The organism is Massilia sp. LMS1-1-1.1 (genome assembly GCF_040815535.1).
GTDB lineage: Bacteria > Pseudomonadota > Gammaproteobacteria > Burkholderiales > Burkholderiaceae_D > Janthinobacterium > Janthinobacterium aestuarii.
Genome location: NZ_JBFPNG010000023.1, coordinates 175,030 through 200,179 on the forward strand (window position 1 = coordinate 175,030; position 25,150 = coordinate 200,179).

Annotated in this window: 24 protein-coding genes; 8 read left to right on the plus strand and 16 right to left on the minus strand. The window is 61.7% G+C overall.

Annotation, left to right across the window (positions count from 1 at the left end):
• From MRBLMS1_RS15805 to MRBLMS1_RS15825, 5 genes are all read right to left on the minus strand, one after another.
• A complete protein-coding gene (locus MRBLMS1_RS15805) occupies window positions 1-345 on the minus strand; it encodes a YciI family protein (protein WP_485880312.1) in 345 nt (114 codons plus the stop codon).
• A gap of 97 nt (window positions 346-442) precedes the next feature.
• A complete protein-coding gene (locus MRBLMS1_RS15810; protein WP_485880314.1) occupies window positions 443-892 on the minus strand; it encodes a gamma-butyrobetaine hydroxylase family protein in 450 nt (149 codons plus the stop codon).
• Window positions 893-901: 9 nt separating this feature from the next.
• Complete coding sequence (locus MRBLMS1_RS15815) at window positions 902-1,345, minus strand: HIT family protein (RefSeq protein ID WP_070305338.1); 444 nt, start codon at window positions 1,343-1,345, stop codon at window positions 902-904.
• The gene (locus MRBLMS1_RS15820) at window positions 1,342-5,382 is read right to left on the minus strand and encodes a DUF3683 domain-containing protein (protein WP_436483102.1); all 4,041 of its coding nucleotides are present in this window, start codon (window positions 5,380-5,382) and stop codon (window positions 1,342-1,344) included. The genes MRBLMS1_RS15815 and MRBLMS1_RS15820 overlap by 4 nt, the downstream gene beginning before the upstream one ends.
• Before the next feature lie 257 nt (window positions 5,383-5,639).
• Entirely contained in the window at window positions 5,640-6,131 is a 492-nt protein-coding gene (locus MRBLMS1_RS15825) for a YqaA family protein (RefSeq protein WP_034753347.1), read from the minus strand.
• 201 nt (window positions 6,132-6,332) lie between these two features.
• On the opposite strand from MRBLMS1_RS15825, the gene ilvA reads away from it, so the two are divergent.
• The 5 genes from ilvA (at window position 6,333) to rapZ (ending at window position 11,729) form a co-directional block, all read left to right on the plus strand.
• Window positions 6,333-7,868 (plus strand): threonine ammonia-lyase, biosynthetic, encoded by a 1,536-nt coding sequence (ilvA, locus tag MRBLMS1_RS15830; protein ID WP_139092208.1) that lies wholly within the window; start codon window positions 6,333-6,335, stop codon window positions 7,866-7,868.
• A gap of 112 nt (window positions 7,869-7,980) precedes the next feature.
• On the plus strand, window positions 7,981-8,823 hold the full coding sequence (queF, locus tag MRBLMS1_RS15835) for an NADPH-dependent 7-cyano-7-deazaguanine reductase QueF (protein ID WP_128141387.1): 843 nt from the start codon (window positions 7,981-7,983) through the stop codon (window positions 8,821-8,823).
• A gap of 344 nt (window positions 8,824-9,167) precedes the next feature.
• Complete coding sequence (locus tag MRBLMS1_RS15840; protein ID WP_034753339.1) at window positions 9,168-9,650, plus strand: PTS sugar transporter subunit IIA; 483 nt, start codon at window positions 9,168-9,170, stop codon at window positions 9,648-9,650.
• A 36-nt stretch (window positions 9,651-9,686) separates the two neighbouring features.
• Window positions 9,687-10,622 carry an HPr(Ser) kinase/phosphatase gene (gene hprK / locus MRBLMS1_RS15845; protein WP_034753337.1) on the plus strand — a complete coding sequence of 312 codons (936 nt, stop codon included), beginning with the start codon at window positions 9,687-9,689 and terminating at the stop codon, window positions 10,620-10,622.
• 243 nt (window positions 10,623-10,865) lie between these two features.
• Window positions 10,866-11,729 carry an RNase adapter RapZ gene (gene rapZ, locus MRBLMS1_RS15850; RefSeq protein WP_034753336.1) on the plus strand — a complete coding sequence of 288 codons (864 nt, stop codon included), beginning with the start codon at window positions 10,866-10,868 and terminating at the stop codon, window positions 11,727-11,729.
• On the opposite strand, the gene MRBLMS1_RS15855 is transcribed toward rapZ, so the two are convergent.
• The 8 genes from MRBLMS1_RS15855 to MRBLMS1_RS15890 all read right to left on the minus strand — a co-directional run bounded on the left by MRBLMS1_RS15855 (window position 11,730) and on the right by MRBLMS1_RS15890 (window position 18,447).
• Window positions 11,730-12,815 (minus strand): enoyl-CoA hydratase/isomerase family protein, encoded by a 1,086-nt coding sequence (locus MRBLMS1_RS15855; protein WP_485880320.1) that lies wholly within the window; start codon window positions 12,813-12,815, stop codon window positions 11,730-11,732.
• 136 nt (window positions 12,816-12,951) lie between these two features.
• Window positions 12,952-13,311 carry a ribosome hibernation-promoting factor, HPF/YfiA family gene (gene hpf, locus MRBLMS1_RS15860; RefSeq protein WP_086139003.1) on the minus strand — a complete coding sequence of 120 codons (360 nt, stop codon included), beginning with the start codon at window positions 13,309-13,311 and terminating at the stop codon, window positions 12,952-12,954.
• A 69-nt stretch (window positions 13,312-13,380) separates the two neighbouring features.
• On the minus strand, window positions 13,381-14,859 hold the full coding sequence (locus MRBLMS1_RS15865) for an RNA polymerase factor sigma-54 (RefSeq protein ID WP_072457685.1): 1,479 nt from the start codon (window positions 14,857-14,859) through the stop codon (window positions 13,381-13,383).
• Window positions 14,860-14,863: 4 nt separating this feature from the next.
• Window positions 14,864-15,619 (minus strand): LPS export ABC transporter ATP-binding protein, encoded by a 756-nt coding sequence (gene lptB, locus MRBLMS1_RS15870; protein WP_034753325.1) that lies wholly within the window; start codon window positions 15,617-15,619, stop codon window positions 14,864-14,866.
• Window positions 15,619-16,200, minus strand: coding sequence for a lipopolysaccharide transport periplasmic protein LptA (gene lptA, locus MRBLMS1_RS15875; RefSeq protein WP_128141118.1), 582 nt, complete (start codon window positions 16,198-16,200; stop codon window positions 15,619-15,621). Before lptA ends, lptB begins: the two co-directional genes overlap by 1 nt.
• A gap of 25 nt (window positions 16,201-16,225) precedes the next feature.
• Window positions 16,226-16,837 (minus strand): LPS export ABC transporter periplasmic protein LptC, encoded by a 612-nt coding sequence (gene lptC / locus MRBLMS1_RS15880; RefSeq protein ID WP_139092212.1) that lies wholly within the window; start codon window positions 16,835-16,837, stop codon window positions 16,226-16,228.
• Between the two features lie 42 nt (window positions 16,838-16,879).
• Complete coding sequence (locus MRBLMS1_RS15885) at window positions 16,880-17,413, minus strand: KdsC family phosphatase (protein ID WP_046681707.1); 534 nt, start codon at window positions 17,411-17,413, stop codon at window positions 16,880-16,882.
• Window positions 17,413-18,447, minus strand: a complete 1,035-nt coding sequence (locus tag MRBLMS1_RS15890; protein WP_374106893.1) for a KpsF/GutQ family sugar-phosphate isomerase — start codon at window positions 18,445-18,447, stop codon at window positions 17,413-17,415. Before MRBLMS1_RS15890 ends, MRBLMS1_RS15885 begins: the two co-directional genes overlap by 1 nt.
• A gap of 84 nt (window positions 18,448-18,531) precedes the next feature.
• Between MRBLMS1_RS15890 and MRBLMS1_RS15895 the strand changes: the two genes are divergently transcribed.
• Window positions 18,532-20,511 carry a cation:proton antiporter domain-containing protein gene (locus MRBLMS1_RS15895; protein WP_485880325.1) on the plus strand — a complete coding sequence of 660 codons (1,980 nt, stop codon included), beginning with the start codon at window positions 18,532-18,534 and terminating at the stop codon, window positions 20,509-20,511.
• A gap of 14 nt (window positions 20,512-20,525) precedes the next feature.
• On the opposite strand, the gene MRBLMS1_RS15900 is transcribed toward MRBLMS1_RS15895, so the two are convergent.
• The 3 genes from MRBLMS1_RS15900 to MRBLMS1_RS15910 all read right to left on the minus strand — a co-directional run bounded on the left by MRBLMS1_RS15900 (window position 20,526) and on the right by MRBLMS1_RS15910 (window position 23,786).
• Window positions 20,526-21,683 (minus strand): GGDEF domain-containing protein, encoded by a 1,158-nt coding sequence (locus tag MRBLMS1_RS15900; protein ID WP_128141114.1) that lies wholly within the window; start codon window positions 21,681-21,683, stop codon window positions 20,526-20,528.
• A gap of 34 nt (window positions 21,684-21,717) precedes the next feature.
• Window positions 21,718-22,569 carry an MOSC domain-containing protein gene (locus tag MRBLMS1_RS15905; RefSeq protein WP_485880327.1) on the minus strand — a complete coding sequence of 284 codons (852 nt, stop codon included), beginning with the start codon at window positions 22,567-22,569 and terminating at the stop codon, window positions 21,718-21,720.
• Window positions 22,570-22,691: 122 nt separating this feature from the next.
• The gene (locus MRBLMS1_RS15910; protein WP_034753307.1) at window positions 22,692-23,786 is read right to left on the minus strand and encodes a type II asparaginase; all 1,095 of its coding nucleotides are present in this window, start codon (window positions 23,784-23,786) and stop codon (window positions 22,692-22,694) included.
• A 133-nt stretch (window positions 23,787-23,919) separates the two neighbouring features.
• Here MRBLMS1_RS15910 and MRBLMS1_RS15915 point away from each other — a divergent pair, with 133 nt between their 5' ends.
• A complete protein-coding gene (locus MRBLMS1_RS15915) occupies window positions 23,920-24,312 on the plus strand; it encodes a hypothetical protein (protein WP_485880330.1) in 393 nt (130 codons plus the stop codon).
• Window positions 24,309-25,145 (plus strand): MipA/OmpV family protein, encoded by an 837-nt coding sequence (locus MRBLMS1_RS15920; protein ID WP_485880332.1) that lies wholly within the window; start codon window positions 24,309-24,311, stop codon window positions 25,143-25,145. Before MRBLMS1_RS15915 ends, MRBLMS1_RS15920 begins: the two co-directional genes overlap by 4 nt.
• Window positions 25,146-25,150: the final 5 nt, after the last annotated feature.

Consider the following 25,150-nt stretch of genomic DNA (forward strand, 5'->3'; position numbering starts at 1 on the left):
TCAAGCCGTCACGGGCCGCACTTCGATGGTGCCCAAGGAGGCCACCGGGCAACGCCCGGCCCAGACCAGCGCCTCGTCCAGATTGGCACAGGCTAGCAGATAGTAGCCGCCCAGCTGCTCCTTGGTTTCCGCGAACGGCCCATCCGTGATGACGGGTTTGCCATTGCGCACCCGCACGCTGGTGGCGCTGCCCACGGGCGCCAGCTCGGCGCCCCCGCGCAACACGCCGGCCGCCTCCAGCGCCTGCGTATAGCTGGCAAAGTCGGCCATCAGGCTGGCCATCTGCTCGTCTGGCATGGCGGCATAGCGCGCCTCGTCCGCGTAGATCAGGATCAGGTATTCCATAGTCTCTTCTCCAAAAGAAAAATGCCCGCAAGCGCGGGCATTCATACGACGAACGGGGCGGCGGCAATCCGACAAGATTACCGCATTATTTTTTACCCTAGTGTTTGTGACCGCAGCTCGGTCCGTGGACGTGGCCGGAAGATTGCTTGACCGTCATGTCCGCCTTGGCGTCGCGGCCGCTGTCGCCCGGGTAGCCGGCTGCCGCCAGCTGGTCCAGGTAGGCTTGCCACAGCTTGTCTTTTTCCACGCCCAGCTTGTACAAGTATGCCCAGGTGTACAGGCCGGAATTATGGCCATCGCTGAAGGTGGGCTGCACGGCGTAGTTGCCGACCGGCTCCAGGCCCGTGATGCCGACCAGGCGTTTACCTAATTGCAAGGTTTCCTGGCCCTTGCCATGGCCCTGCACTTCGGCCGAGGGCGAATACACGCGCAGGTATTCGAACGGCAGCGCAAATTCGCTGCCATCGTCGAAAGCCACGTCGAGCACGCGCGACTGGTTGTGCACGGTCAAGCCGGTCGGTTGCGGTGTTGCTGTTTTTTCAGTCATGACGATGCTTTATGCGGATAAACGTTGAATGATGGCGTCGCGCAAGGCTGGCAGCAGGGCGCGGCGCGCGGCCAGCACTTCGGGCGCCGTCTCGCGCTGGACCACGGCCCAGCTGGGATTCGGGAAATGCGCGTCGTCGCGGTAACGGGGGATCACGTGCCAGTGCACGTGCGGCGTCATGTTGCCGAAACTGGCCACGTTGACCTTTTCCGGCTGCATCACTTCACGCACGGCCAGCTCGACTTGCCACACGACTTCCATGACGTAGTTGCGCTCGCCAGGCGTCAAGTCCGTCATTTCTTTCACGTGCTTGTTCCAGATCACGCGGCAAAAGCCGGGATAGGCGGCGTCATCAACGGCCACGACGGACAGGCGCTCGCTGCGCCACAGCAAGGCTTCACAGCCCTGCTTGTTGGCAAAGCCGTCCAGCAATGTGCACAGATCGCAGGTCACACCAGCACCCGTTCGATACCGCCGTCATTGGCGCGTTTCACGTAATCCGGCATCCAGTTCTCTCCCAGCAAGTGTTTGGCGATCTCGACAACGATGTAATCGGCAGTCGTGCCCGAATCGTCATTGTAGCGCGAGAGTCCTTGCAGGCACGACGGGCAGCTGGTGAGGATTTTGACGTCGCCCGTGAAACCGTCGCCGCGCAGCTTGTCCGCGCCCTTGACCATCTCTTCTTCCTTGCGGAAACGCACTTGCGTGGAAATGTCGGGGCGCGTGACGGCCAGGGAACCCGATTCACCGCAGCAACGGTCATTCTTCTCGATCTTGACGTTATCTACCGTGCTGATCAGGGAATTGATGGTCTTGCCCGATTCCTGCAGCTTCATCGGATTGTGGCATGGCTCGTGGTACATATAACGGGTGCCGTTAACGCCTTCCAGCTTCACCTGTTTTTCCAGCAGATACTCATGGATATCCATGATGCGGCAGCCAGGGAAAATCTTCTCGAACTGATACGTGGCCAGCTGGTCGTAACAAGTGCCGCACGACACGAGCACCGTCTTGATGTCCAGGTAATTGAGCGTGTTGGCCATGCGATGGAACAGGACGCGGTTGTCCGTCATCATCTTCTCGGCCTTGTCGAACTCGCCCGCGCCCCGCTGCGGATAACCGCAGCACAGGTAGCCCGGTGGCAAGACCGTCTGCACGCCCACTTCCCACAGCATCGCTTGCGTGGCCAGGCCCACTTGCGAGAACAGGCGCTCCGAACCGCAACCGGGGAAGTAGAACACGGCTTCCGTATCGGCCGTCGTCGTCTTCGGATTGCGGATGATCGGGATGACCTTGTCGTCTTCGATGTCGAGCAGCGCGCGCGCCGATTTCTTCGGCAGGTTGCCCGGCATTTTCTTGTTGATGAAGTGGATCACCTGCGCCTTGACGGGCGGCTTGCCCGTCGATGGCGGCGGCGCCTTGGTTTGCTTCTTGGCAAACTTCTTCAGCAAATCATGACCCAGGCGCTGCGCCTTGTAACCCCAGCCGATCATGACCTTGCGCGTGGCATTGATGGTCACCGGATCGGTGGCGTTGAGGAACATCATCGTGGCCTTGGTGCCCGGATTGAAGCTTTTCTTGTCCATCTTGCGCAGCAGATTGCGCATGTTCATCGACACGTCACCGAAATCGATGTTGACCGGGCAAGGCGTCACGCATTTATGGCAGACCGTGCAATGGTCGGCCACGTCTTCGAACTCTTCCCAATGCTTGATGGAAATACCGCGGCGCGTCTGCTCTTCGTACAGGAAGGCTTCGATCAGGGACGAGGTCGCCAGGATCTTGTCGCGCGGCGAATACAGCAAGTTGGCGCGCGGCACATGGGTCGAGCACACGGGTTTACACTTGCCACAACGCAAGCAATCCTTGACGCTGTCGGCGATGGCGCCGATATCGCTTTGCTGCATGATCAAGGATTCGTGGCCCATCAGGCCGAACGATGGCGTGTAGGCATTGCGCAAATCGGCGCCCATGCCCGGCAGGTTCAGCAGTTTGCCCTTGTTGAAACGGCCTTCCGGATCGATGCGCTGCTTGTAGCTGCGGAAGTCGCCGATTTCTTCTTCCGTCAGGAATTCCAGCTTGGTAATGCCGATGCCGTGTTCGCCGGAAATGACGCCATTGAGCGAGCGGGCCAAAATCATGATGCGGCCCACGGCTTCGTGGGCGTCCTGCAGCATTTCGTAGTTGTCCGAGTTGACGGGCAAGTTCGTGTGCACGTTGCCGTCGCCCGCATGCATGTGCAGCGCAACGAACACGCGGCTACGCAGGATGCGCGCATGGATGGCCGTCGCCTCGTCGAGGATCAGTTTGAACGCGGCGCCGTTGAAGATCTGGCGCAACTGGGCGCGGATTTCCTGCTTCCACGTGATACGCACGGTGCGGTCCTGCACCACGTCGAACAGGGTGGCGTTCGGCTGCGTTTCCAGGCGCGCATCGAACACGGGCAGCAAGCGCTCCATGCCCAGTTCAGCCAATTCACCCTTCGCGTCGACCAGCGGACGGTCGAGCTGGGCCAGCAGATAGGTCCAGCGTGCCGTGACCTGCGCCAGCAACTGCTGCGCCTGCTCGGCGCGGTCGCCCAGCATTTCCGCATCGTCCACGCGGTCGTCCGACGCATCGTCGCTCTTGCCGATTGGCAAGTTACCCTTGGCAAAGAACGCGCTCAGGGCGTCGGCCAGTTGCAGCTTGTTCTTGATCGACAGTTCGATATTGATGCGCTCGATGCCATCCGTGTATTCGCCCATGCGGTTCAGGGGAATGACGACGTCTTCATTGATTTTAAAAGCGTTGGTGTGCTTGGCGATCGCGGCCGTGCGGGCACGATCTAACCAGAATTTCTTGCGCGCTTCCGGGCTGACGGCCACAAAACCTTCGCCCACGCGGGTGTTGGCGATGCGCACCACTTCCGACGCCGCTTGCGCGACGGCATTTTCATCGTCGCCGACGATGTCGCCAAACAGGGCCATCTTCGGCAACACGCCCCGCTTCGACTTGGTGGCGTAGCCGACGGCGCGCAGGTAGCGCTCGTCCAGATGCTCCAGGCCCGCCAGGCGGATGCTCGTGTATTGCTCGCCCTTGGCCGGCAAGCCGTCGAGGTAATCCTTGATTTCCACGATCGACGGGATCGCGTCGCGCGCCTGGCCAAAGAATTCCAGGCAAACGGTACGGGCGAATTTCGGCATCTTGTGCAAAATCCAGCGCGCCGACGTGATCAGGCCGTCGCAACCCTCTTTCTGGATGCCCGGCAAGCCGGCGAGGAATTTATCGGTGACGTCCTTGCCCAGTCCCTCTTTACGGAACTTGCGGCCTGGAATTTCCAAAATTTCCGTCTTGAACGGCGCGTTCGGTTTTGTCGCATCGCGCGTGCTCGGGTGACGCCATTCCAGCTGGAAGCGTGCCAGCGCGATATCGTGGATCTTGCCCAGGTTATGGTCGAGGCGGGTGACGTCGAGCCAGTCGCCGTTCGGGTCCACCATGCGCCACGAGGCCAGGTTGTCGAGCGCCGTGCCCCACAGCACGGCTTTCTTGCCGCCCGCATTCATGGCGACGTTGCCGCCGATGCAAGAGGCGTGGGCCGAGGTAGGATCGACGGCAAACACGAAACCGGCCTTTTCCGCCGCTTCCGACACTTTGTTCGTGATCACGCCCGCGCCCGAATTGATCGTCGCGTATTCGTGCGTCAGGCCCGGCAAGACCGTCATTTCCACGGCGCCCAGGGTGATGAGTTTTTCCGTGTTGATGACGGCCGACATCGGCGTCAGCGGAATCGCGCCGCCCGTGTAACCGGTGCCGCCGCCGCGCGGGATGATGGTCAGCCCCAGCTCGATACAGCCTTTGACGAGGCCGGCCATTTCCTCTTCCGTGTCGGGCGTGAGCACGACGAACGGGTATTCCACCCTCCAGTCGGTGGCGTCCGTCACGTGCGACACGCGCGTCATGCCGTCGAAGCGCACATTGTGTTTTTCCGTGTAGCGGCCCAGCACCTTGACCGTGCGCTTGCGCAAGTCGTAGGTCTTGCGGAATTCGTCGCCAAAGTCGGCCACCGCCTTGCTGGCCGCCTTCAGCAGCAGCTCCACGTTGGCGCTGCGCGCCTTGGCCACTTCCGGCGCTTCGCCGGCTGCCAGCGCGTCGCCGCCGGCCGCATCGATGCTCAGACGGCGCTTGTCGACTTCGGCCAGGCGGTGATGCAAGGCATCGATCAAGCCCTGGCGGCGCTTCGGATTGTCGAGCAAGTCATCCTGCAGGTACGGATTGCGGCGCACGACCCAGATATCGCCCAGCACCTCGTACAGCATGCGGGCCGAACGGCCCGTCTGGCGGGCGCCGCGCAGCTCGTCGAGCAGGCGCCAGGAGTCCTCCCCCAACAGGCGTATGACGATCTCGCGATCGGAAAACGACGTGTAGTTATACGGGATTTCGCGCAGGCGGCTTGCTGCGGGACCATTCGGCGTTTCTGCCAGTAAAGCTTGGATTTGTGCGGGAGCGTTCATGGAGTGTGGTGACGATATAGACTGGACCCTAAAGGGCCATTTTATCTTATTGCGCCGCACCATGCGGGAACAGCCTTATGCCGCCCAAGGTTTAAGCACCTGATCCGCCATCATAGAAAATACGGAAAAACCTTCCTTTGCATGAATAAAAAACCAGTTTCCAAGATTTTTTGACGCAAAAATGCCAAGAATCGGACTCCACTGCAAACTATCGAACTGCCCAAAATGGGGCAAATCGGCGTTGCAGGCAGTCCCATTCAGGCCAGCATCTGGCCGATCCGGTGCCATACGCCATCGGGCACGTACAGCAGCAAGCCCGTCATGGTCAGGTAGCGCGCGCACTTGCCGACGGCCATGTAGGCCACGCTGGGCCAGAACGGCAGCTTGAGCCAGCCAGCCAAAGTGCACAGGGGGTCGCCCACGAGCGGCAGCCAGGCCAGCAGCATGGTCTTGGCGCCATAGCGGGCCAGCCAGCGGAACCAGCGCGTGTCGCGCTCCTTGGCGAACGCCTGCTTGGCCCGATAGCCGAGCCAGTAGTCGACGATGCCGCCCAGGGTATTGCCCAGGGTGGCGACGCCGATGGCGGCCCAGAACAGCGCGGGATTGGCCTTGATGACGGCAAACACGGCCGGCTCCGAGCCGAGCGGCAACAAGGTGGCGGAAATAAAGCTGATCAGAAAGACCGATGTCAGCCCGACTTCCGGTGCGGCGATCAGCTGCAGCAGCCAGGCGATTGCGGATTCGATCATGGAACACTTCGCGATGCAGTAAGGCTCTCCATTATAATGAAGAGCAGCCTGGGCGCCGCACACATCGCGCCGGCCGGCAAAGGCATACCCGCCCGCAGTTCCACAGAGCATTATTGTCGCCAGGCTATCCGCCGCCGCGCCGCCGCTATCGACAGACACGCTCCAGACCCTTTCTGGCCCAGAATCACTTGCTTGCAGACTATGAACATCGACTACCTCAAGAAAATCCTGACCGCCCGCGTCTATGACGTCGCCACCGAAACGCCGCTGGAACTGGCCCCTGCCCTGTCGCAGCGCCTGAACAACCAGATTTACTTCAAGCGCGAAGACATGCAAAGCGTGTTCAGTTTCAAGATTCGTGGCGCCTACAACAAGATGTCCAAGCTCAGCGAAGCGGAACGCAAGCGCGGCGTGATTTGCGCCTCGGCCGGCAACCATGCCCAGGGCGTGGCCCTGTCGGCCGCGCGCATGGGGTGCCGCGCCGTCATCGTCATGCCAACCACCACGCCGCTGGTGAAGGTCGAGGCGGTCAAGGGACGCGGCGGCGTGAACGTGGAAGTAGTGCTGCACGGCGAGTCCTACACGGATGCCTACAACCATGCACTGACCCTGGAAAAGGAACAGAAGCTGACCTTCGTGCACCCGTTCGACGATCCGGACGTGATCGCCGGTCAGGGCACGATCGGCATGGAAATCCTGCGCCAGCACGCCGGCCCCATCCACGCCATCTTCGCCCCCATCGGCGGCGGCGGCTTGATCGCCGGCATTGCCGCCTACGTGAAACAGATTCGCCCCGACATCAAGATCATCGGCGTGCAAAGCGTCGATTCGAACGCCATGGCCCGCTCGCTGAAGGCCGGCGAACGCGTGACCCTGAACGACGTGGGCCTGTTTGCCGACGGCACGGCCGTGCGCCTGGCCGGCGAGGAAACCTTCCGCCTGGTGCAGGCATATGTCGATGAAATCATCACCGTCGACACGGACGCCATCTGCGCCGCCATCAAGGATGTGTTTACGGATACGCGCAGCATTCTGGAGCCGTCCGGCGCGCTGGCCGTGGCCGGCGCCAAGGCCTATGTGGAACGGGCCAGCCTGACCAAGCACCCCGTCAACAACGAAACCCTGGTCACCATCGCCAGCGGTGCGAACATGAATTTCGACCGGCTGCGTTTCGTCGCGGAACGGGCGGAACTGGGCGAATTCCGCGAAGCCGTGTTTGCCGTCACCATGCGCGAACAGCGGGGCAGCTTCAAGCGTTTCTGCTCGCTCATCGGTGCGCGCAACGTGACGGAATTCAATTACCGCATCAGCGATGAAAAAGCCGCGCACGTATTCGTCGGCATCCAGATTGCCGACCGGCATGAGTCGAGCGTGCTGGCGAAAACCTTCGAGGAACACGAATTCAAGACCCTGGACTTGACCCACGACGAGCTGGCCAAGTCGCACATCCGCCACCTGGTGGGCGGCAAGAGCCGGCTGGCGCAGGACGAGTTGCTGTACCGCTTCGAATTCCCCGAACGCCCCGGTGCGCTGATGCGCTTCCTCGACAGCATGGCGCCGAACTGGAATATTTCCCTGTGCCACTACCGCAGCCAGGGCGGCGACGTGGGCCGCATCCTGATCGGCCTGCAAGTGCCGCCCGATGAGATGGGCGAGTTTGCGCGCTTCCTCGATACCTTGGGGTACCGTTACTGGGATGAGAGCAGCAATCCTGTGTATAAGCTGTTCCTCGGGTAATAAGCCCAACTGCAAATACTGGGGTCGTACCCTGCAGGGTACGACCCCAGCCGTCGCCGTTGGGTTGAAATAGGCTACCATGCGTCCTTGACTGAATTCACGCCACACGACCATGACCACCACCAACGATCTCGCCGAACAATCTCCCCTGGGTAAAAGCTCCGCCTACCGCACCGATTACGCGCCGGAATTGCTGTTTCCGATTCCGCGCCAGGGCAAGCGCGACGAGCTGGAGCTGCACGGCACACTGCCGTTCTTCGGCCTCGATATCTGGAATGCGTATGAACTGTCGTGGCTGAACCAGCGCGGCAAGCCGCAGGTGGCCATCGCCAAGGTCAGCGCGCCGGCCGATTCGCCGAACATCATCGAATCGAAATCGTTCAAGCTGTACCTGAACTCGTTCAACCAGACCAAGCTGGACAGCCCCGAAGCGCTGCTGGCCCTGCTCAAGCAGGATTTATCGAACGGTTTCGGCGCGCCCGTGCAAGTGGAACTGACCTTGCAGGAAGATTTCGGCAAGCTGAAAATGGGCGAATTCGACGGCGTGCTGCTCGACCGCCTGGATCTGGAAATCACGCAATACACGCCTTCGCCGCTGCTGCTGAAAGCCGCCCTGGATGAAGCGCCCGTGGAAGAAAAACTCGTCTCGCACTTGCTCAAATCAAATTGCCTGGTGACGGGCCAACCCGACTGGGGCAGCGTGCAAATCGACTATGCGGGGCCGCAAATCGACCAGGAAAGCCTGTTGCGCTACCTGATCGGTTTCCGTGAGCACAATGAATTCCACGAGCAATGCGTGGAACGCATCTTTGTCGATATCTTACGTCAGTGCAAGCCGCAAAAACTGTCCGTGTATGCGCGCTACACGCGCCGCGGCGGCCTCGATATCAATCCATGGCGCAGCAACTTCAGCACGGGTACGATGCCGGGCAATCTGCGCAACGCGCGCCAGTAACAACCGAGCAACACCCAGCAACACCGTAAAACCATGCCAGCAAGAATGTTGGCTGTGTTTTAAAACAACGTTGCAGTAGTGCCGCAGAGCATGTCACAGACGCTGAAAAATTGGAAAATCGGCATTCGGCGGCGGAAAAACCGGCGCGCCGCGTGTTTTTAATCAGGAAATAGCCGATACACGCCGATGTTATTTTTTTGCTAAAATGATGGTCACGTGGGCTGTAGCGCCCACTGCGCCCGTAGCGGGCGTATACTGTTGAGAATTGGCGTTACAGGCCGCCGAAACAGGCCTATAATTCGGCTCGCAAGCCCTCTGCGCATTGCACCATTTCATTGAGTGTCATGACTAATCTTAGCAAAATACTATCCCTCGAAAACGTCCTGCTGGACCTGGAAGTCTCCAGTAAAAAGCGCGCCTTCGAGCAAGCCGGCCTGATCTTCGAAAACAATTACGGCATCGCCCGCTCTACCGTCTCGGACAATCTGTTTGCCCGCGAACGCCTGGGCTCGACGGGTCTGGGCCATGGCGTGGCCGTGCCGCATGGTAGAGTCAAGGGCAGTAAAACCTTGAAATCGCCACTGGGCGCCTTCGTGCGCCTGGCCGAACCGATTCCCTTCGAATCGCCCGATGGCAAGCCCGTCAATCTGCTGTTTTTCCTGCTGATTCCTGATCATGTCACCCAGCAACATCTGGAAATCCTGTCGGAAATCGCCGAAATGTTTTCCGACGATGCCTTCCGCACGGCACTGGCCACGGATCCGGAACCGAAATCCGTGCATTCGCGCATCGTCAATTGGCAACCCAGTCTGCAAGCGGCGGGTTAAACTTCAGGTATTCCTCCACTCCTGAAGAAGACTGCCATGTTGCAAACGCCGCTGACGATACAACGCCTGTACGACGACAATCGTGAAAGTCTGCAACTGGGCTGGTTCGCCGGCTTCCCCGGCGGCGAACGCCTGATCTCGGGCGACGTCTCGTCGGCCGCCGACCAGGTGGGCCACTTGAACCTGATCCATCCGGGCCGCATCCAGGTCTTCGGCCACCAGGAAATCAATTACTACCAGCGCCTGAAGGTCAATACGCGCACCCACGTGATCGGCGAGCTGATCGCCGGCGGTCCGCCCGCGCTGATCATCGCGCAGGGGCTGGAAACGCCGCCCGACATCCTCGCCATCTGCGACGAGCAAAACATTCCCCTGTTCTCCACCCCGCTGCCGGCCGCGCAAGTGATCGACTTCCTGCGCGTTTACCTGTCCAAAAAACTGGCGCAGCGCATCATCATGCATGGCGTGTTCATGGACGTGCTGGGCGTGGGCGTGCTGATCACGGGCGATTCGGGCCTGGGCAAGAGCGAGCTGGGGCTGGAACTGATCTCGCGCAGCCACGGCCTGGTGGCAGACGACGCCGTCGAATTCTCGCGCATCGCACCGAACATGATCGAAGGCCGCTGCCCGCCTCTGCTGCAAAACCTGCTCGAAGTGCGGGGCCTGGGCTTGCTCGACATCAAGGCCATCTTTGGCGAAACGGCCGTGCGCCGCAAGATGCGCTTGAAACTGATCGTGCACCTCGTGCGCCGCAACGCGCTGGAAGAAGAAGTCGAGCGCCTGCCCTTCCTGTTCCCCACGGAAGACGTGCTGGGCCTGCCCGTGCGCAAGGTCGTCATCCCCGTCGCCGCCGGCCGCAACATCGCCGTGCTGCTGGAAGCGGCCGTGCGCAATACGATTTTGCAGCTGCGCGGCATCGATACCTTGCAGGAGTTCATGGAGCGGCAGAGGTTGGCCATGAGTGGTGATTAGCAACGTAGGTCGGATTAGCGGAGCAAGGCCCCGCGTAATCCGACGACATTGTTAGCGGGTGTCGGCAGGAGCCCTCGCTTGCAAGCGAGGACCGTTACGCAGGCACGCAGCCATGCTGCGTGAATTCCCTGCTGCACCGCTTTGCGCTAAGCCGACCTACGAAATACACATATGAAATTGCAATAGTTTGTAAAGATAGTTGCCTTAGGAGCAGAGCGCCGATCTTTATTGTATGATCGGGCTATGCATATCGTCCTTATCACCGGAATATCCGGCTCCGGTAAATCCGTCGCGCTCAATGTGCTGGAAGATACCGGCTATTATTGTGTCGACAACCTGCCACCGGCCTTGCTGCCCAGCCTGGTGCAAACCCTGCTCGACGAAGGTACACCGCAACTGGCCGTCGCCGTCGATGCGCGCAGCGCCGAGTCGCTCGTCAGCTTGCCGCACAATGTGGCGCTGCTGCGCGACCAGGGCCACGACGTCAAGGTCATGTTTTTGACGGCCACCACGCATTCGCTGGTGGCGCGCTTCTCGGAAACACGGCGCAGCCATCCACTGTCGCATGAATTGCGTCCGAACCAGAATCCGGCCAGCCGCCGCACACTGATCGAGTGCATCTCGGAAGAGCGCGAACGCCTGTCGGCCATCGAGCAGCTGGGCCACGTGATCGACACGTCGGAGCTGAGCGCCAACAAATTGCGCGCCTGGATCAAGGATATGATCGCCTCCGAGCGTGCGCCGCTGACCCTGTTCTTCGAATCGTTCGCCTTCAAGCTGGGCGTGCCGCTGGACGCCGATTTCGTCTTCGACGTGCGGGCCTTGCCGAACCCATATTACGACCTGGCGCTGCGCCCGCTCGACGGCCGCGACGCACCCGTGATCGCCTTCCTCGACGCGCAGCCGAGCGCACTGGAACTGCTGGCCGACATCCGCGCCTTCATCGAGAAATGGCTGCCGTCATTCAAGTCCGACAACCGCAGCTACCTGACGGTGGCCCTCGGTTGCACGGGCGGCCAGCACCGCTCCGTGTACATGGCGGAACGGCTGGCGCAATACTTCGGCCCGAATGAACGGGTAGTGTTGCGCCACCGCGAGCGCTCCTAGTTAATTCAGGTGGCGCAGCGGATGCGCTTGAGCCGGCCAGACGGGCGCGAAGAAGCGCGCCACCATGGCCGCGTCGACCTCGTCCAGGCTTGATGGATTCCAGCGCGGCGCGTTGTCCTTGTCGACCACCAGCGCGCGCACGCCCTCGAGCACTTCGCCATGCTCGAAATTGTGGCGCACCACGGTGCGTTCCAGACGCAGGCAATCGGCCACGCCCAAGTGAGCCCCCCGCTGCAGCAATTCCAGGGTCACCGACATCATCAAGGGCGAGCGCAGGCGCATGGCCGCCAAAGCCTTGCTGGCGAACGCGCTGTCGTCCTGTGCCAGCGAGTCCATGATGGCCGCCACGGAACCCGCACCGAAATGGCGGTCCAGCGCCGCGCGCGCCGCCGCCAGCGAGGAGACGCCTGCCTGTGCCTGGAATGGCGCCGCCAGCGCCTTGATGGCCACCGGCAAGGCCTCGCCCGGCGTCGACTCGATCAGGGCCAGCAGCGCCCCCATCTGCGCCTCGGGCAGGTAGACATCGGCCAGGTCCGTGTACAGGGCGTTGGCCGCGCTGATCGTCAAGCCCGTCAAGCCCAGGTACAGGCCCAGCTGGCCGGCCAGGCGGGACAGGAAATAGCTGCCGCCCACATCGGGAAACAAGCCAATATTGACTTCAGGCATGGCCATGCGCGTGCGGCCCGTGACGATGCGCAAGCGGTTGCCGGGCCCGGCTTGCGCCACGCCCATGCCGCCGCCCATCACCACGCCATCCATCACGGCGATATACGGTTTCGGATAGAAATGAATTACATGATTTAACGCGTATTCTTCCGTAAAGAAATCTTCCAGCAAGGCGCTGCCGCCTTGCGGCGTGGCCAGGCCCGCATCGTAAAAGAAACGGATGTCGCCGCCGGCGCACAAGGCTTTTTCGCTGCTCGAGCGGATCACCACGGCGTCCACCTGCGGATCGTCGCGCCAGGCCAGCAGGGCCGCGCTCAGGGCGCGCACCATCTCCAGCGACAGGGAATTCAAGGCTTTCGGACGGTCGAGCACGATGTGCCCCGTGCGGTTGCGGATGGTAGTCTGGACGAAGTCGCTCATGGCAGGCGTGAAAGAAGTGAAAGTACAAACATTTTAGCGCCTGCGCGGGGAACATTGCGTTCAAAAGGCAGGGGCGCAAAAAAGGGCGCAATGTGCGCCCTTAGTTGATCACAACCGGTTGAAAGTCGCGGGCCGCTTAGGCGGGGGCGAATTCTTCTTCCGAGCTGTCTGGCAGATGCTTGATCGCCTCTTTACCGTGCCCTTGCACTTTGGTTTTGTATTTCATCACTTGCCTATCGAGCTTGTCGATCAGGGCATCGATCGCGGCATACAGGTCTTGTGCCAGGCTTTCCACATAGACAGTTTTGCCACTTAAACGCAGGTTGACTTCGGCCTTTTGACGTTTTTCTTTCTCTTTGAGGTTATCCACGGTCAGAATCACGGCGATATCGATAACTTGATCGAAATGACGTTTCACGCGCTCCAGCTTCGTTTGTACGTATTCACGGATGGCTGGTGTCACTTCGAGATGATGTCCGCTGATGGTGAGATTCATACACACTCCTAAAGATGATCGGGTTCGTGCGGTCCATCCTATCCGGCCCGCAGAGGAACCGAAAAAAACTTACAAACACTTACGCAGGCTCACTGGCGGAATTTTCAACGCTTCCCGGTATTTGGCAACAGTACGTCGCGCAATCACCATGCCTTGTTCCCCCAGCATGTCCGCAATCTTACTGTCGGATAAAGGATTTTTAGGGTCTTCTGCTCCTGTCAGTTGCACGATCAATGCCCGTATCGCCGTCGATGACGCTTCGCCCCCCGCTTCGGTGGCGACGTGGCTACCAAAGAAATATTTCAACTCGAACATGCCGTGCGGGGTCAGCATGTACTTTTGAGTTGTTACCCGCGAGATAGTACTCTCGTGTAAACCCAGTGTATCAGCTATTTCACGGAGCACAAGGGGGCGCATGGCAACGGCTCCGTGCGAGAAAAAGTTCTTTTGTCTTTCTACTATCGCCTGTGCCACGCGCAGGATCGTGTCGAAACGCTGGCGCATATTCTTGATCAACCACTTAGCTTCCTGCAACTGTGCGCCCATGGCGCCCTCGCCCTTGCCCTGCTTGAGCAAGTTGGCATACATGGCATTGACGCGCAGGCGCGGCATGACGTCGTTGTTCAGGGTCACTTGCCAGCCATTGCGCGCGCGCTTGACGACGACGTCGGGCACCACGTAATCGGACACGTCCGATGCGAATACGGCGCCCGGATGCGGATTGCACTGGCGAATCACCGTCTGCGCTTCGCGCAAGTCTTCATCGTCGCAGTCGAGGGCTTTTTTCAGCTTGTTGAAATCGCGCTGGGCAAACCAGGCCAGGTGCTTTTCCACGATGACGAGGGCCATGCGCCGCGTCACCATGGCGATGTGCGGCAAGCGCTTGATCTGCAGCGCCAGGCATTCGGACGCATTGCGCGCGCCCACGCCGGGCGGATCGAAACTTTGCAGCAGCGACAAGGCCGTGCGCATCTCGTCGGCATCGATTTCCAGCTCTTCCGGCAGACGCGCCAGGATGTCGTCGAGCGTCTCTTCCAGATAGCCATTGTCGTCGAGCGCGTCGATGATCAGCTCGACCAGCGCGCGGTCGCGCAACTCGAGCACCGTCACGCGCATCTGCTCCATCAGGTGTTCGCGCAGGGTGCAGTGATGGGCCTCGAGTTGCGGGCGCGAATCTTCGTCGTCGGGCGCCTTGCCCCGGCTCGCCTCGCTCCAGTCGCTGTCACCGCCGTCCGCAGCGGCCGGGCCCTCGCCCGCCTCGCCGTCAAAGGTTTCCGCTTCGGCCGGCGCGGCAGGCGCCTCCTGGCCTGGCGGCTGGGGCGGCGCTTCGGCCGGCGCGGCCGTGGAACTCAAGGCCCCGTCCGACAGCAGGCGCAGCGAACGGTCGAGCGGATCGTCGAGGCGCTCGAGCAAGGGATTGTCCGTCAGCAGTTGCTCGAGCTCCTGGTGCAATTCCAGGGTCGACAATTGCAACAGGCGTATCGATTGCTGCAACTGCGGCGTCAGTGCCAGGTGCTGCGAAGTGCGCAGCTGCAATGATTGTTTCATTGGCTTACATGCGGAAGTGTTCGCCCAGATAGACCCGGCGTACCGACTCGTTCGCGATGATGTCGTCGGGGCGTCCCGACGCCAGTACCGAGCCCTGGTTGATGATGTAGGCACGGTCGCAAATACCCAGCGTCTCGCGCACATTATGATCGGTGATCAGCACGCCGATATTGCGCTCCTTCAAGAAGCGCACGATGCGCTGGATCTCGATCACGGCGATCGGATCGACGCCGGCGAACGGTTCGTCGAGCAGCACGAAACGGGGATCGGTGGCCAGCGCGCGGGCGATTTCCACGCGGCGGCGCTCGCCGCCCGACAGGGACAGGGCCTGGTTCTCGCGCAGCTTTTCAATCTGCAAATCGGCCAGCAGTTTATCCAGGCGCTCCTCGATCTCGGCCTTCTTCAAAGGACGGCCTTCGACGGTCTGGATTTCCAGCACGGCGCGGATATTGTCTTCCACCGTCAGCTTGCGGAAGACGGACGCTTCCTGCGGCAGATAGGACAAGCCCATCTGCGCGCGGCGGTGGATCGGCAGGCTGGAAATGTCCACGCCGCTGATGTCGATGCTGCCGCCGTCCGACGGCACCAGGCCGACGATCATGTAGAACGAGGTGGTCTTGCCGGCGCCGTTCGGGCCCAGCAAACCCACCACTTCGCCGCATTCGACTTGCAGCGAGACATCATGCACGACTTGCCGCTTGCCATAGGTTTTTTGCAGACCGCGAACGATCAGGGTGCTGCCGCAACGAGTATTGTCCATTATTTCTTTCCTGGCGCAGGCGTGGCCGGCGCTTTCTCCGCTTGGGGCGCCTTGGTCTTCGGCTGGATCACCATGCGCACGCTGCCGCCATCGGAGGTGCTGGTGCCGCTGTCGGAATTTTCCATCTTGAATACTTCCTGGCGGCTGTCATACGAGATGAAGGCGCCATTGGCCACGTCGGTCACTTTCGTGCCTTCCAGGCGCGTCAGCTTGGCCTTGGAAAACAGTTTCACCACTTCCGTCTTGTTGTCGTATTCCACGCGCTCCGCCTCGCCCTCGACCCACAGGTCGCCCGCGCCATCGCGCTTCTGGCGGAACGTGGCCAGCTTGCCGGGATCGGCCCAGAAGGTGATGAACTGGTAGCCTTGCGGGTCTTCCGTGATCAGGGCCCGGCCCGCCTTCATGGTCAGGGTGCCCTTGACCAGCACGACGTCACCCGTCAGGGTACGCACTTGCTTGACGTCATCGACGTGGCCGCTACGTGCCGTGATGACGGCTTCCTTCTCGGAATCGGCCTTCTCGGCATGCGCCACGCCCATGATGGCCAGCGAAAATACGGTCAACAGCAAGATGTTCTTCATAGTAGGGTTTCCTTGTTTCATTCTGTCATTGTGCCGCCGCGGCCGGGCGCGGTTTCGGCGGGAGGACCATGCGCAGCGCATTCTGCACTTCCACCACGCCGGTGGCGTTATTGGCCTTCATGCCGATGCCATTGAGGCGCGAGGTGCCCGTCAGGATATCGACAGGCACGTCCGTTTCCATTCTTTCCTCGTCCGGAAACACCGTCAGCGCCTCCGTCCTGACCGTCAGGTTCTGCGCCTTCGGACTGGCCGCGCGGTCGATCACGACCTTGCGGTGCAGTTGCAGCCGGGTATTGTCCTGGTCGATATGCGCCAGTTCCGCATTCATGTTCAACGGCGGCATGCCGGGCGTGAGCTTGCGCACGAAGGGCTGGTCGATATCGGACGAATCGTCCAGCGGATAATGCGTGAGCTTGTTGCCCGACACGATATAGCTGGGCTTACCCGTCAGATCCATGCGCACCAGACTGAAATTGGTGATGAAATAGTCAGGCTCATCCAGATGCTTGCTGGCCTTGATATCCTGGCTATTCTTGTTCATCACTTCGAGCAGCCAAAAGCTGGCCAGCGCGACAACAACCGCGCCCAGCAGGGTAAAAATGGTGCGCCAGCGATGGGCGCCTCCTGGCTTACGCATAGGGTTTCACTCTTTCAAATATCACTGGCGGCAAGGTACGCCTCACTCCAGGAACGGCGCCATGACGCGCGCATAGTTGTCCTGGGCGCGCAGCAGGAATTCGCAGATTTCGCGCACCGCGCCGCGGCCGCCGCCGGCCTGCGTCACATGGTGCGCCAGGTCCTGCGCTTCCGGACGCCCGCCCGGCACGCTGACGGCAAAGCCCACGCGTTTCAGGATGGGCGCATCGATGACGTCGTCGCCGATGTAGCCGCATTGTTCTTCCGTCAAGCCCGTCAGCGCCAGCAGTTCGCGAAACGGCGTCAGCTTGTCGTGGCCGCCCTGGTGCACATGGGTAATGCCCAGGTCTTGCGCGCGGCGTGCCGTAATGGCCGAGCGGCGCGCGCTGATGATGGCCGTCTGCACGCCCGATTCCTGCAGCAGCTTGATGCCCAGGCCATCATACACATTAAACGTTTTCATCATCTCGCCATCGGGGCCGAAATGCAGGCTGCCGTCGGTGAGCACGCCATCGACGTCAAAGATCATCAGTTTGACCTTGGCCGCGCGCGCCAGGTTGTCCGCTACGCTGTCCATCAGATCACCTTCGCTTGCGTCAGATCATGGATATGCAGGGCGCCCACCAGCTTGCCGTCGGCATCGACGACGAGCATCTGGTTGATGCGGAACTGCTCCATCACGGCCACGGCATCGACGGCCAGGCGTTCGGGCGCGATGCTGCGCGGCTGCGCATGCATGACGTCGCGGATCGCCACTTGCGTGAAATCCTGCACGCGCTCGAACATGCGGCGCAAGTCGCCATCCGTAAACACGCCCACGGGGCGGTTGTCCGCATCGACGATGGCCGTCATGCCCATGCCCTTCTTCGTCATTTCTTCCAGCGCCTGCAGCAAGGATGCCTCTACCGGCACTTTCGGCACCCGTTCGCCGCTGCGCATGACGTCATGCACGTGCGTGAGCAGGCGGCGGCCCAGGGCGCCGCCAGGGTGCGAGCGGGCGAAATCTTCTTCCTTGAAGCCGCGCAAGTCGAGCAAGGCCACGGCGATCGCGTCGCCCAAGGCCAGGGTGACGGTGGTGCTGGCCGTCGGCGCCAGGTTCAGCGGACAGGCTTCTTTCTCAACAGAAATATCCAGGTGCACGTCGGCCAGCTGGGCCAGGCTGGAATTCGGTTTGCCCGTCATGGAAATCAGTACGCCGCCCATGCGCTTGACGACAGGCATGATGGCCATCAGTTCGGACGATTCGCCCGAATACGAGATGGCAATAAAGGCATCGTCCGAGGTGACCATGCCCAGGTCGCCATGGGCCGCTTCGGCCGGATGCACGAACAGGGCCGGCGTGCCGGTGGAAGCGAGGGTGGCGGCAATCTTGCGCGCGATATGGCCGGACTTGCCGATGCCGGAGACGACGACTCTTCCTTTGCATTGCAGCAACAGCGCCACGGCGCGGCCCACGCTGTCGTCCGTGGCCAGGCGCGCGTGCAGCGCAACGATGGCGTCGGACTCGATCTGCAAGGTGGTGCGGGCCAGCGCGACAGCGCGCTCGGTCGTCGCTTGCATGTCAATTCGATCAAAAGCTTTCAGCATTGTTTTTTCATGGGTTACACTCATGCCCAAAGTATAAACGAATTAGGAAAGCAAAAAACTTGCCAGTCACAACAAACAACGATTTCCATTGACCGTACCGGGCAACCCATGTTTTCCTCGCTTGAACTGACCCTGATGTTACTCGGCAGCGCCGTGCTGGGCGTGGTCGCTTTCAGAATGTTGCATTTGCCGCCCATGCTGGGCTACCTGGCCGTTGGCATCGTCATCGGCCCCCACGCGCTGGGCCTGGCGGCCGAAAACGAAGCCAGCCACACTTTGGCCGAGTTCGGCGTCGTCTTCCTGATGTTTTCCATCGGGCTTGAGTTTTCCCTGCCCAAGTTCCTCGCCATGCGGCGCATCGTCTTCGGCCTTGGCATGGCGCAGGTGGTCACCACCATCATCGCCACCGTCGTCTTCGGCTGGTTCGTCGGGCGCTACCTGTCCGCCTACATCCACCTGAGCTGGCAAGCCGCGTTCGCCCTGGGCGGCGCGCTGGCCATGTCGTCGACGGCCATCGTCTCGAAAATGCTCACGGAGCGGCTCGAGCTCGAAAGCGAACACGGGCGCAAGATCATCGGCATTTTGCTGTTCCAGGATCTGGCCGTCGTGCCGCTGCTGATCCTGATCCCCGCCCTCACGCGCGATTCGGACAACCTGGCCGAAACCCTGGCCTGGGCCGGCGGCAAGGCCCTGGTCGTACTCATTTTGCTCTTGTTCATTGGCCAGAAAATGGTGCGCGGCTGGCTGACCATCGTTGCCAAGCGCCGCTCGCAAGAATTGTTCATGCTTAACCTGCTGCTGATCACGCTGGGCGCGGCCTGGATCACGGAACGGGCCGGGCTGTCGCTGGCCCTGGGCGCGTTTGTTGCCGGCATGCTCATTTCCGAGACGGAATTCAAGCACCAGGTGGAAGAGGATATCAAGCCCTTCCGCGACGTGCTGCTGGGCCTGTTCTTCATCACCGTCGGCATGCTGCTCAATATCCGCGTGGTGCTCGATAACTGGTGGCTGGTGCTGCTCTTGCTGTGCGGTCCCGTGCTGCTGAAATTCGCCCTGATCGCGGGCCTGGCGCGGCTGTTCGGGTCCAGCAACGGCGTGGCCCTACGCACGGGACTGGGGCTGGCGCAGGCGGGCGAGTTCGGCTTCGTGCTGCTGAACCTGGCTGGCGGCATCAAGCTGATGGACCCGTTCGTCGTGCAGGTGGTGCTGGCCTCGATGGTGCTGTCGATGCTGGTGGCGCCCTTCCTCATCGCCAAGTCGGACGCCATCGTCATGAAGCTGGCGGCCAACGACTGGATGATGCAATCGCTGGCGCTGACCAGGATCGCCACGCGCACCATGGCATCGCAGAAACACGTGCTGATCGCCGGCTTCGGGCGCAGCGGGCAAAGCCTGGCCACCCTGCTGGCGGAAGAAAAGATCGAATACCACGCGCTGGACCTGGACCCGGAACGGGTACAGGAAGCGCAGCTGGCCGGCGCCAACGTGTCGTATGGCGACGCGGGCCGGCGCGAAAGCCTGGTGGCGGCCGGCATCTACCGGGCCAGCGCCGTCGTAATCACGTATGCCAACACGCCTTCGGCACTGAAGTTATTGCACCTGCTTAACGAAATGGCGCCAACCCTGCCCGTCATCGTGCGCAGCCATGACGATACCGACCTCGACCAGTTGAAGAAGGCGGGCGCGGCCGAAGTGGTGCCGGAATTGATGGAAGGCAGCCTGATGCTCGCTTCACATGCCTTGATCATGATGGGTGTGCCCTTGCGCCGCGTGGTGCATCGAGTGCAGGCGGCGCGCGAGGAACGCTATGCCTCGCTGCGCGGCTATTTCCACGGTTCCAGCGACGCGGGCGATGATGCCGAGCTCGAACGCCTGCATACGGTCACCGTCAGCGAGGACGCGCATTGCGTGGGACTGCCCTTGAGTGCGGTCGACGTGGCCGGCTGCGGCGCGTTTGTGACGGCCATCCGCCGCGGCCGCGGCCGCCTGGAAGTTACCCCCGAGACGCAGCTGGCCAGCGGCGACGTGGTGGTGCTGCGCGGCACGGCCGACGCCGTGGCCAAAGCCGAGACCTTGCTGTTGAAATAATCAGCCGATCTTGATCAACTGCGCTGCGCTTTCCAGCTGACGACCTTGTTGCGGCCATCGGCCTTGGCCTGGTACAGGGCCTGGTCCGCGTGCGCCACCAGTTGCTGCGCCACCGTTTCAATCGGCAACAGCGCCGCGTCCGCTTCCAGGCTGGCCACGCCGATCGACACGCTGACCCACGCCTGCGCGCTGCCCGGCAAGTCGAACATGGTGCCGGCGATGCTGGCGCGGATGCGTTCGGCCACGAAGGTCGCACTGTCGAGATCGGCGTCGATCAGCAGCACGACGAATTCCTCGCCGCCAAAGCGGCCCAGCGCATCGGAGCGGCGCAATTCCGTGCGGATGCGCGTGGCCACTTCGCGCAGCACTTCATCGCCGCCCTGGTGGCCATGCGTGTCATTGACCAGCTTGAAATGGTCGATGTCGATATACATGCATGAAATACAATAATTCTGGCGCCGCGCGCGGGCGATTTCTTCCAGCAGGCGGCGGTCGATATAGCGCCGGTTGTAGACACCCGTCAGGGAATCGGTCAAGCCGATGTATTTGAGCATTTCATTGCTGATCACGTTTTCCAGGCAAATGGCGATGATGGACGCCATGTGCTTGATGAAATCCGTGCCCAGCGCGGGCGTAAAGCGCGTCACGTCGCTGCTGGCCAGGTTCAGGCTGCCAATCAGGCGCTTGTTGCGCAGCAAGGGCACCAGCGCCACGCTGCGCAGCGCGTCGATCTGCGGAAAACGCGGGCCATGCACGGCCGCATCGAAGGCACCGAGCAGCGGCGATGGCGGCAAGGCCGCTTCGCCCTCGGCCACGGGCTTTGGTGCGGCAAAACCCAGCTCCGCCACGGCATGCACGAACAGCAACTGCGGGAAGGCGCTGAAATCGACACCGAGCTTTTCCATCACCAGCACGATATCGTCATCCTCGTCGAGCAGGCTCAAAGTCACGCCGTCGAGGTCGGAAATCACGGGCAAGGTGCGGAAGATGGTGCCGATCAATTCAGGAAACGTGGACGCGCTGACGATTTCCAGGTCGAACGCCTGGTGGCGGCACATGATGTCATGGTTGCGCTCGGCCTGTTCCAGCAGGAAAGCCATGCGTGCGCGCAAGGCCTGGTTTTCGGCTTCGAGGCTGGCAATGCGCGGGTCCGGCGGTATTGCTTGATTCATAGAAACCTTAAACCCTTGTATGCGGGCGCCATGCTTAAAATGCCAGTTCGAAACCGATGTCCTGCCCCACCACGATACGCTCATCGCCGCCTTCGGTAACGATGGCGTTCATGCCGAAGCAGATGGCGCCGTCGAGCTCGGGCTTGGCGCGATAGCCATGCATGACGTCGAGCGGGTCCGGTCCGGGCACGCCCGTGGCCTGGTCCACCGACGGAATCGGGCAGCGCGAGCACGGCTTGACGGGTTTTAGCACGGTCGCGCCGAATTGCAGGAAGTCGGCGTAGTCTTCCTCGAAGGCGCCGATATCGCCGATGACGAGGTTGGGGCGGAAGCGGTTCATCGGCAGCGCTTCACGGCCGGCGGCGCGCAGCTTGTCATTCACGTCGGCCAGCGAAGCGGCGCCGGCGATCAGCACCGGGTAGCCATCGGCAAACATGGTCTCGGCGGCAATGCCGTCCGTCCATTTGGTGCTGGTGGCGCGCACCACGTCCGGGTGAAAGCGCGCCAGGCGGCACGGCACGCCGATGGCGTTGGAAAACCAGGTGGCCGTGACGTCGTCGCAATCGTAGGCGCGCACGCAATCGTCCCACACTTGCACCTCCAGCATGGGCGAGTGTTGCGGATGGGGCAAGCCCAGCTCGATTTCCAGGCGCAGCATGCCCGGTGCGCGCAATTCCAGGGTGGTGGCCTTGATGGACGGCACGATCAGCGCCATGCGCGGATGCTCGCGCTGGGTCAGGAAGCGGCCCTGCTCATCGACCACCATCCATTCGCGGTCGAACACGTGCTCGCTCATCAGCCCTGAACGCGTCAGGACCGCCTCGCGCAAATGGATGCCGGCGCACGATTTGATGGGATACAGAATGATGTCGGACAGGATGGCCATGAACCGGAGACAGTGTTGCAGCTTCTGTCAGGAAATTATTCAGAAGCGAAGTATGGCAGCAAAGCGGGCAAGCGTAAATCAGCCACACTGAGCCAATAAGGCTGAGTGTGGCGTAGCAGTGATTAATACGTGTAGAAAATACGCTGAATTTCTTGCGTGCTGTTCGTTTTGGTCAGGGCCAGCATCAGCAGGATGCGGGCTTTTTGCGGGTTCAGGGTGTCGGAGACGACACTGTCGAGTTCATCGTCATTGGCTTCGCCATTGCGCGCCACGATGCCTTGGCCGACTCTGCTCGAACGCACGATCAGCACGCCCTTCTGGCGCGCTTCCACCAGGGCCGGCTTCATTTGTGCGGCCACGCTGCCATCGCCCACGCCAGCGTGGATGATGCCCTTGGCGCCAGCGGCGATGAAGGCGTCCATGCCGACACGGTTCATGTTGGCGTAGCCGTAGACGATGTCCACTTGCGGCAAGGCATCGAGCTTGCTGATGTCAAATTCCGATTCCAGCGTGTGCTTGCGCGTCGACTGGCGGTAGAAGAAAGGCTTGCTGCCCTGGATGTAGCCAAGCATGCCCAGTTCCGGCGACTTGAAGGTATCGGTCGTCGAGGTGTTGGTTTTGCTCACTTCGCGCGCGGCATTGATCTGGTCGTTCAAGGCCACCAGCACGCCCTTGCCCACGGCTTCCTTGCTACCGGCCAGCAACACGGCGTTGTACAGGTTGATCGGGCCGTCAGCCGAGATGGCCGTCGACGGACGCATGGCGCCCACGACCACGACCGGCTTGTGGCTTTTCACGGTCAGGTTCAGGAAATACGCGGTTTCCTCGATGGTGTCGGTGCCGTGCGTGACGACCACGCCATCGACATCGTTCGAGGCCAGCAGCACGTTGATGCGCTTGGCCAGGGTCAGCCAATGGCTGTTGCCCATGCTTTCGCTGGCGATCTGGAACACTTGCTCGCCTTTTACGTTTGCCACTTTCTTCAGTTCCGGCACGGCCGCGATCAGGCGCTCGACGCCCACGGTGGCCGAGGTGTAGCCGACGGTGGTGGTGCTGTCGGCGCCGCTGCCGGCGATGGTGCCGCCCGTTGCCAGGATCACCACGTTCGGCAATTTGACGGCAGCCTGTTGCGCACGCGCAGGGGAGGCCGCGACAAAGCCCATCAGCAAGGTAGCCAGCATCAGCTGTGCACAAGAATGAAATTTACGTGAAAACATGGTGCTCCTGTTCGGTGATGTGTCAAAGATAACAAAGTCGTGTGCAAATTATATGTCATCAGTGCTACAAAAAAGCCCCGATTCACGCGTTCAGCGCAAACGTGCGCCCCTTCCCATGCGCTACAGTGGCGCCATGTCCACACTCTTGTCCTTCCGGTCTTGCCTCGTCCTGCTGTTCGTCCTGATGGCGCTGGGCGCCTGCGCCACGCAAATCGAACTGCGCACGGCGGCGCAGCAGGAGCAGTTCGCGCGGGAAGCGGCCAGCCAGGGCGACTGGGCGCAAGCCATGCGCAACTACGCGGACGCCGCCGGCAATGCCGAACTGGGCCATGGCGATCTCGCTTGGCAGGCGCGGCTGCACCACGAGGCGGGACGCGCCGCCAGCGCCGCCTGCCGCGACGAGGCGGCCGCCTTTCATTTCCGCCGCGCCATCGCGCTGGCCAAGAAAGGCGGTCAATCGAGCGCCCTCAGCGACAAGGCGCTGGAGTCGCTACAGTCCGGCAAACCTTGCACAGTCCTTCGATGAACACCGTCCGCACCTTGCTGGCCGCCAGCACCCTCTTTGCCGCCATGGCGCCGGCGCAAGCCGCCGAAGCACCGCTCCCATTATGGGAAGCGGGCGTATTTGGCGGCACGGCCGTCACGCCCGCCTATCCCGGCGCCAGCGAACGCTCGACGCGCAGCCTGGCCCTGCCCTATCTGATTTATCGCGGGAAAGTGTTGCGCGCCGACCGCTCGGGCGTGGGCGCGCGCCTGCTCGATACGGACCGCCTCGACTTCGATATCGGTTTTGCCCTGTCCTTGCCGGCCCGCTCCAGCGACGTGCCGGCCCGGCGCGGCATGCCCGACCTGGGCACCCTGGTGGAATTTGGCCCGCGCCTGAAAATCAGGCTGGCCGAGCCGACGCAGCACAGCCGCCTGGGCCTGGAACTGCCGTTGCGCGCCGTCATCGAAGCGCGTGGCGGCCTGCGCCGCCAGGGCGCCACGTTCGAGCCGCGCCTCGTGTATGCGCTGCAAGGCGGGCAGCAGGCATGGCATGTGGACGCCAGCCTGGGCGCCGTGCTGGGCAATGCCGCCATCAATGATTATTTTTATGGCGTCAGCCCCGCGTTTGTCACCGCTCAGCGGCCAGCGTATGCGGCAAAAAGCGGGCTGATGCTCACGCGGCTGGGCCTGGGCGGTTCGTACCGGCTGCACCAGGACTGGCGCGCCTTTGCCTTTTTACGCTACGACAACTACACAGGCGCCGCCAACCGCGCCAGCCCCCTGCTGCGTCAGAACAGCGGCACCTCGGCTGGCATCGGGCTGATGTGGACGTGGCGGCGCTCGGACAGCCTGGCGCGGGGCACGGACGACTAGCGGCG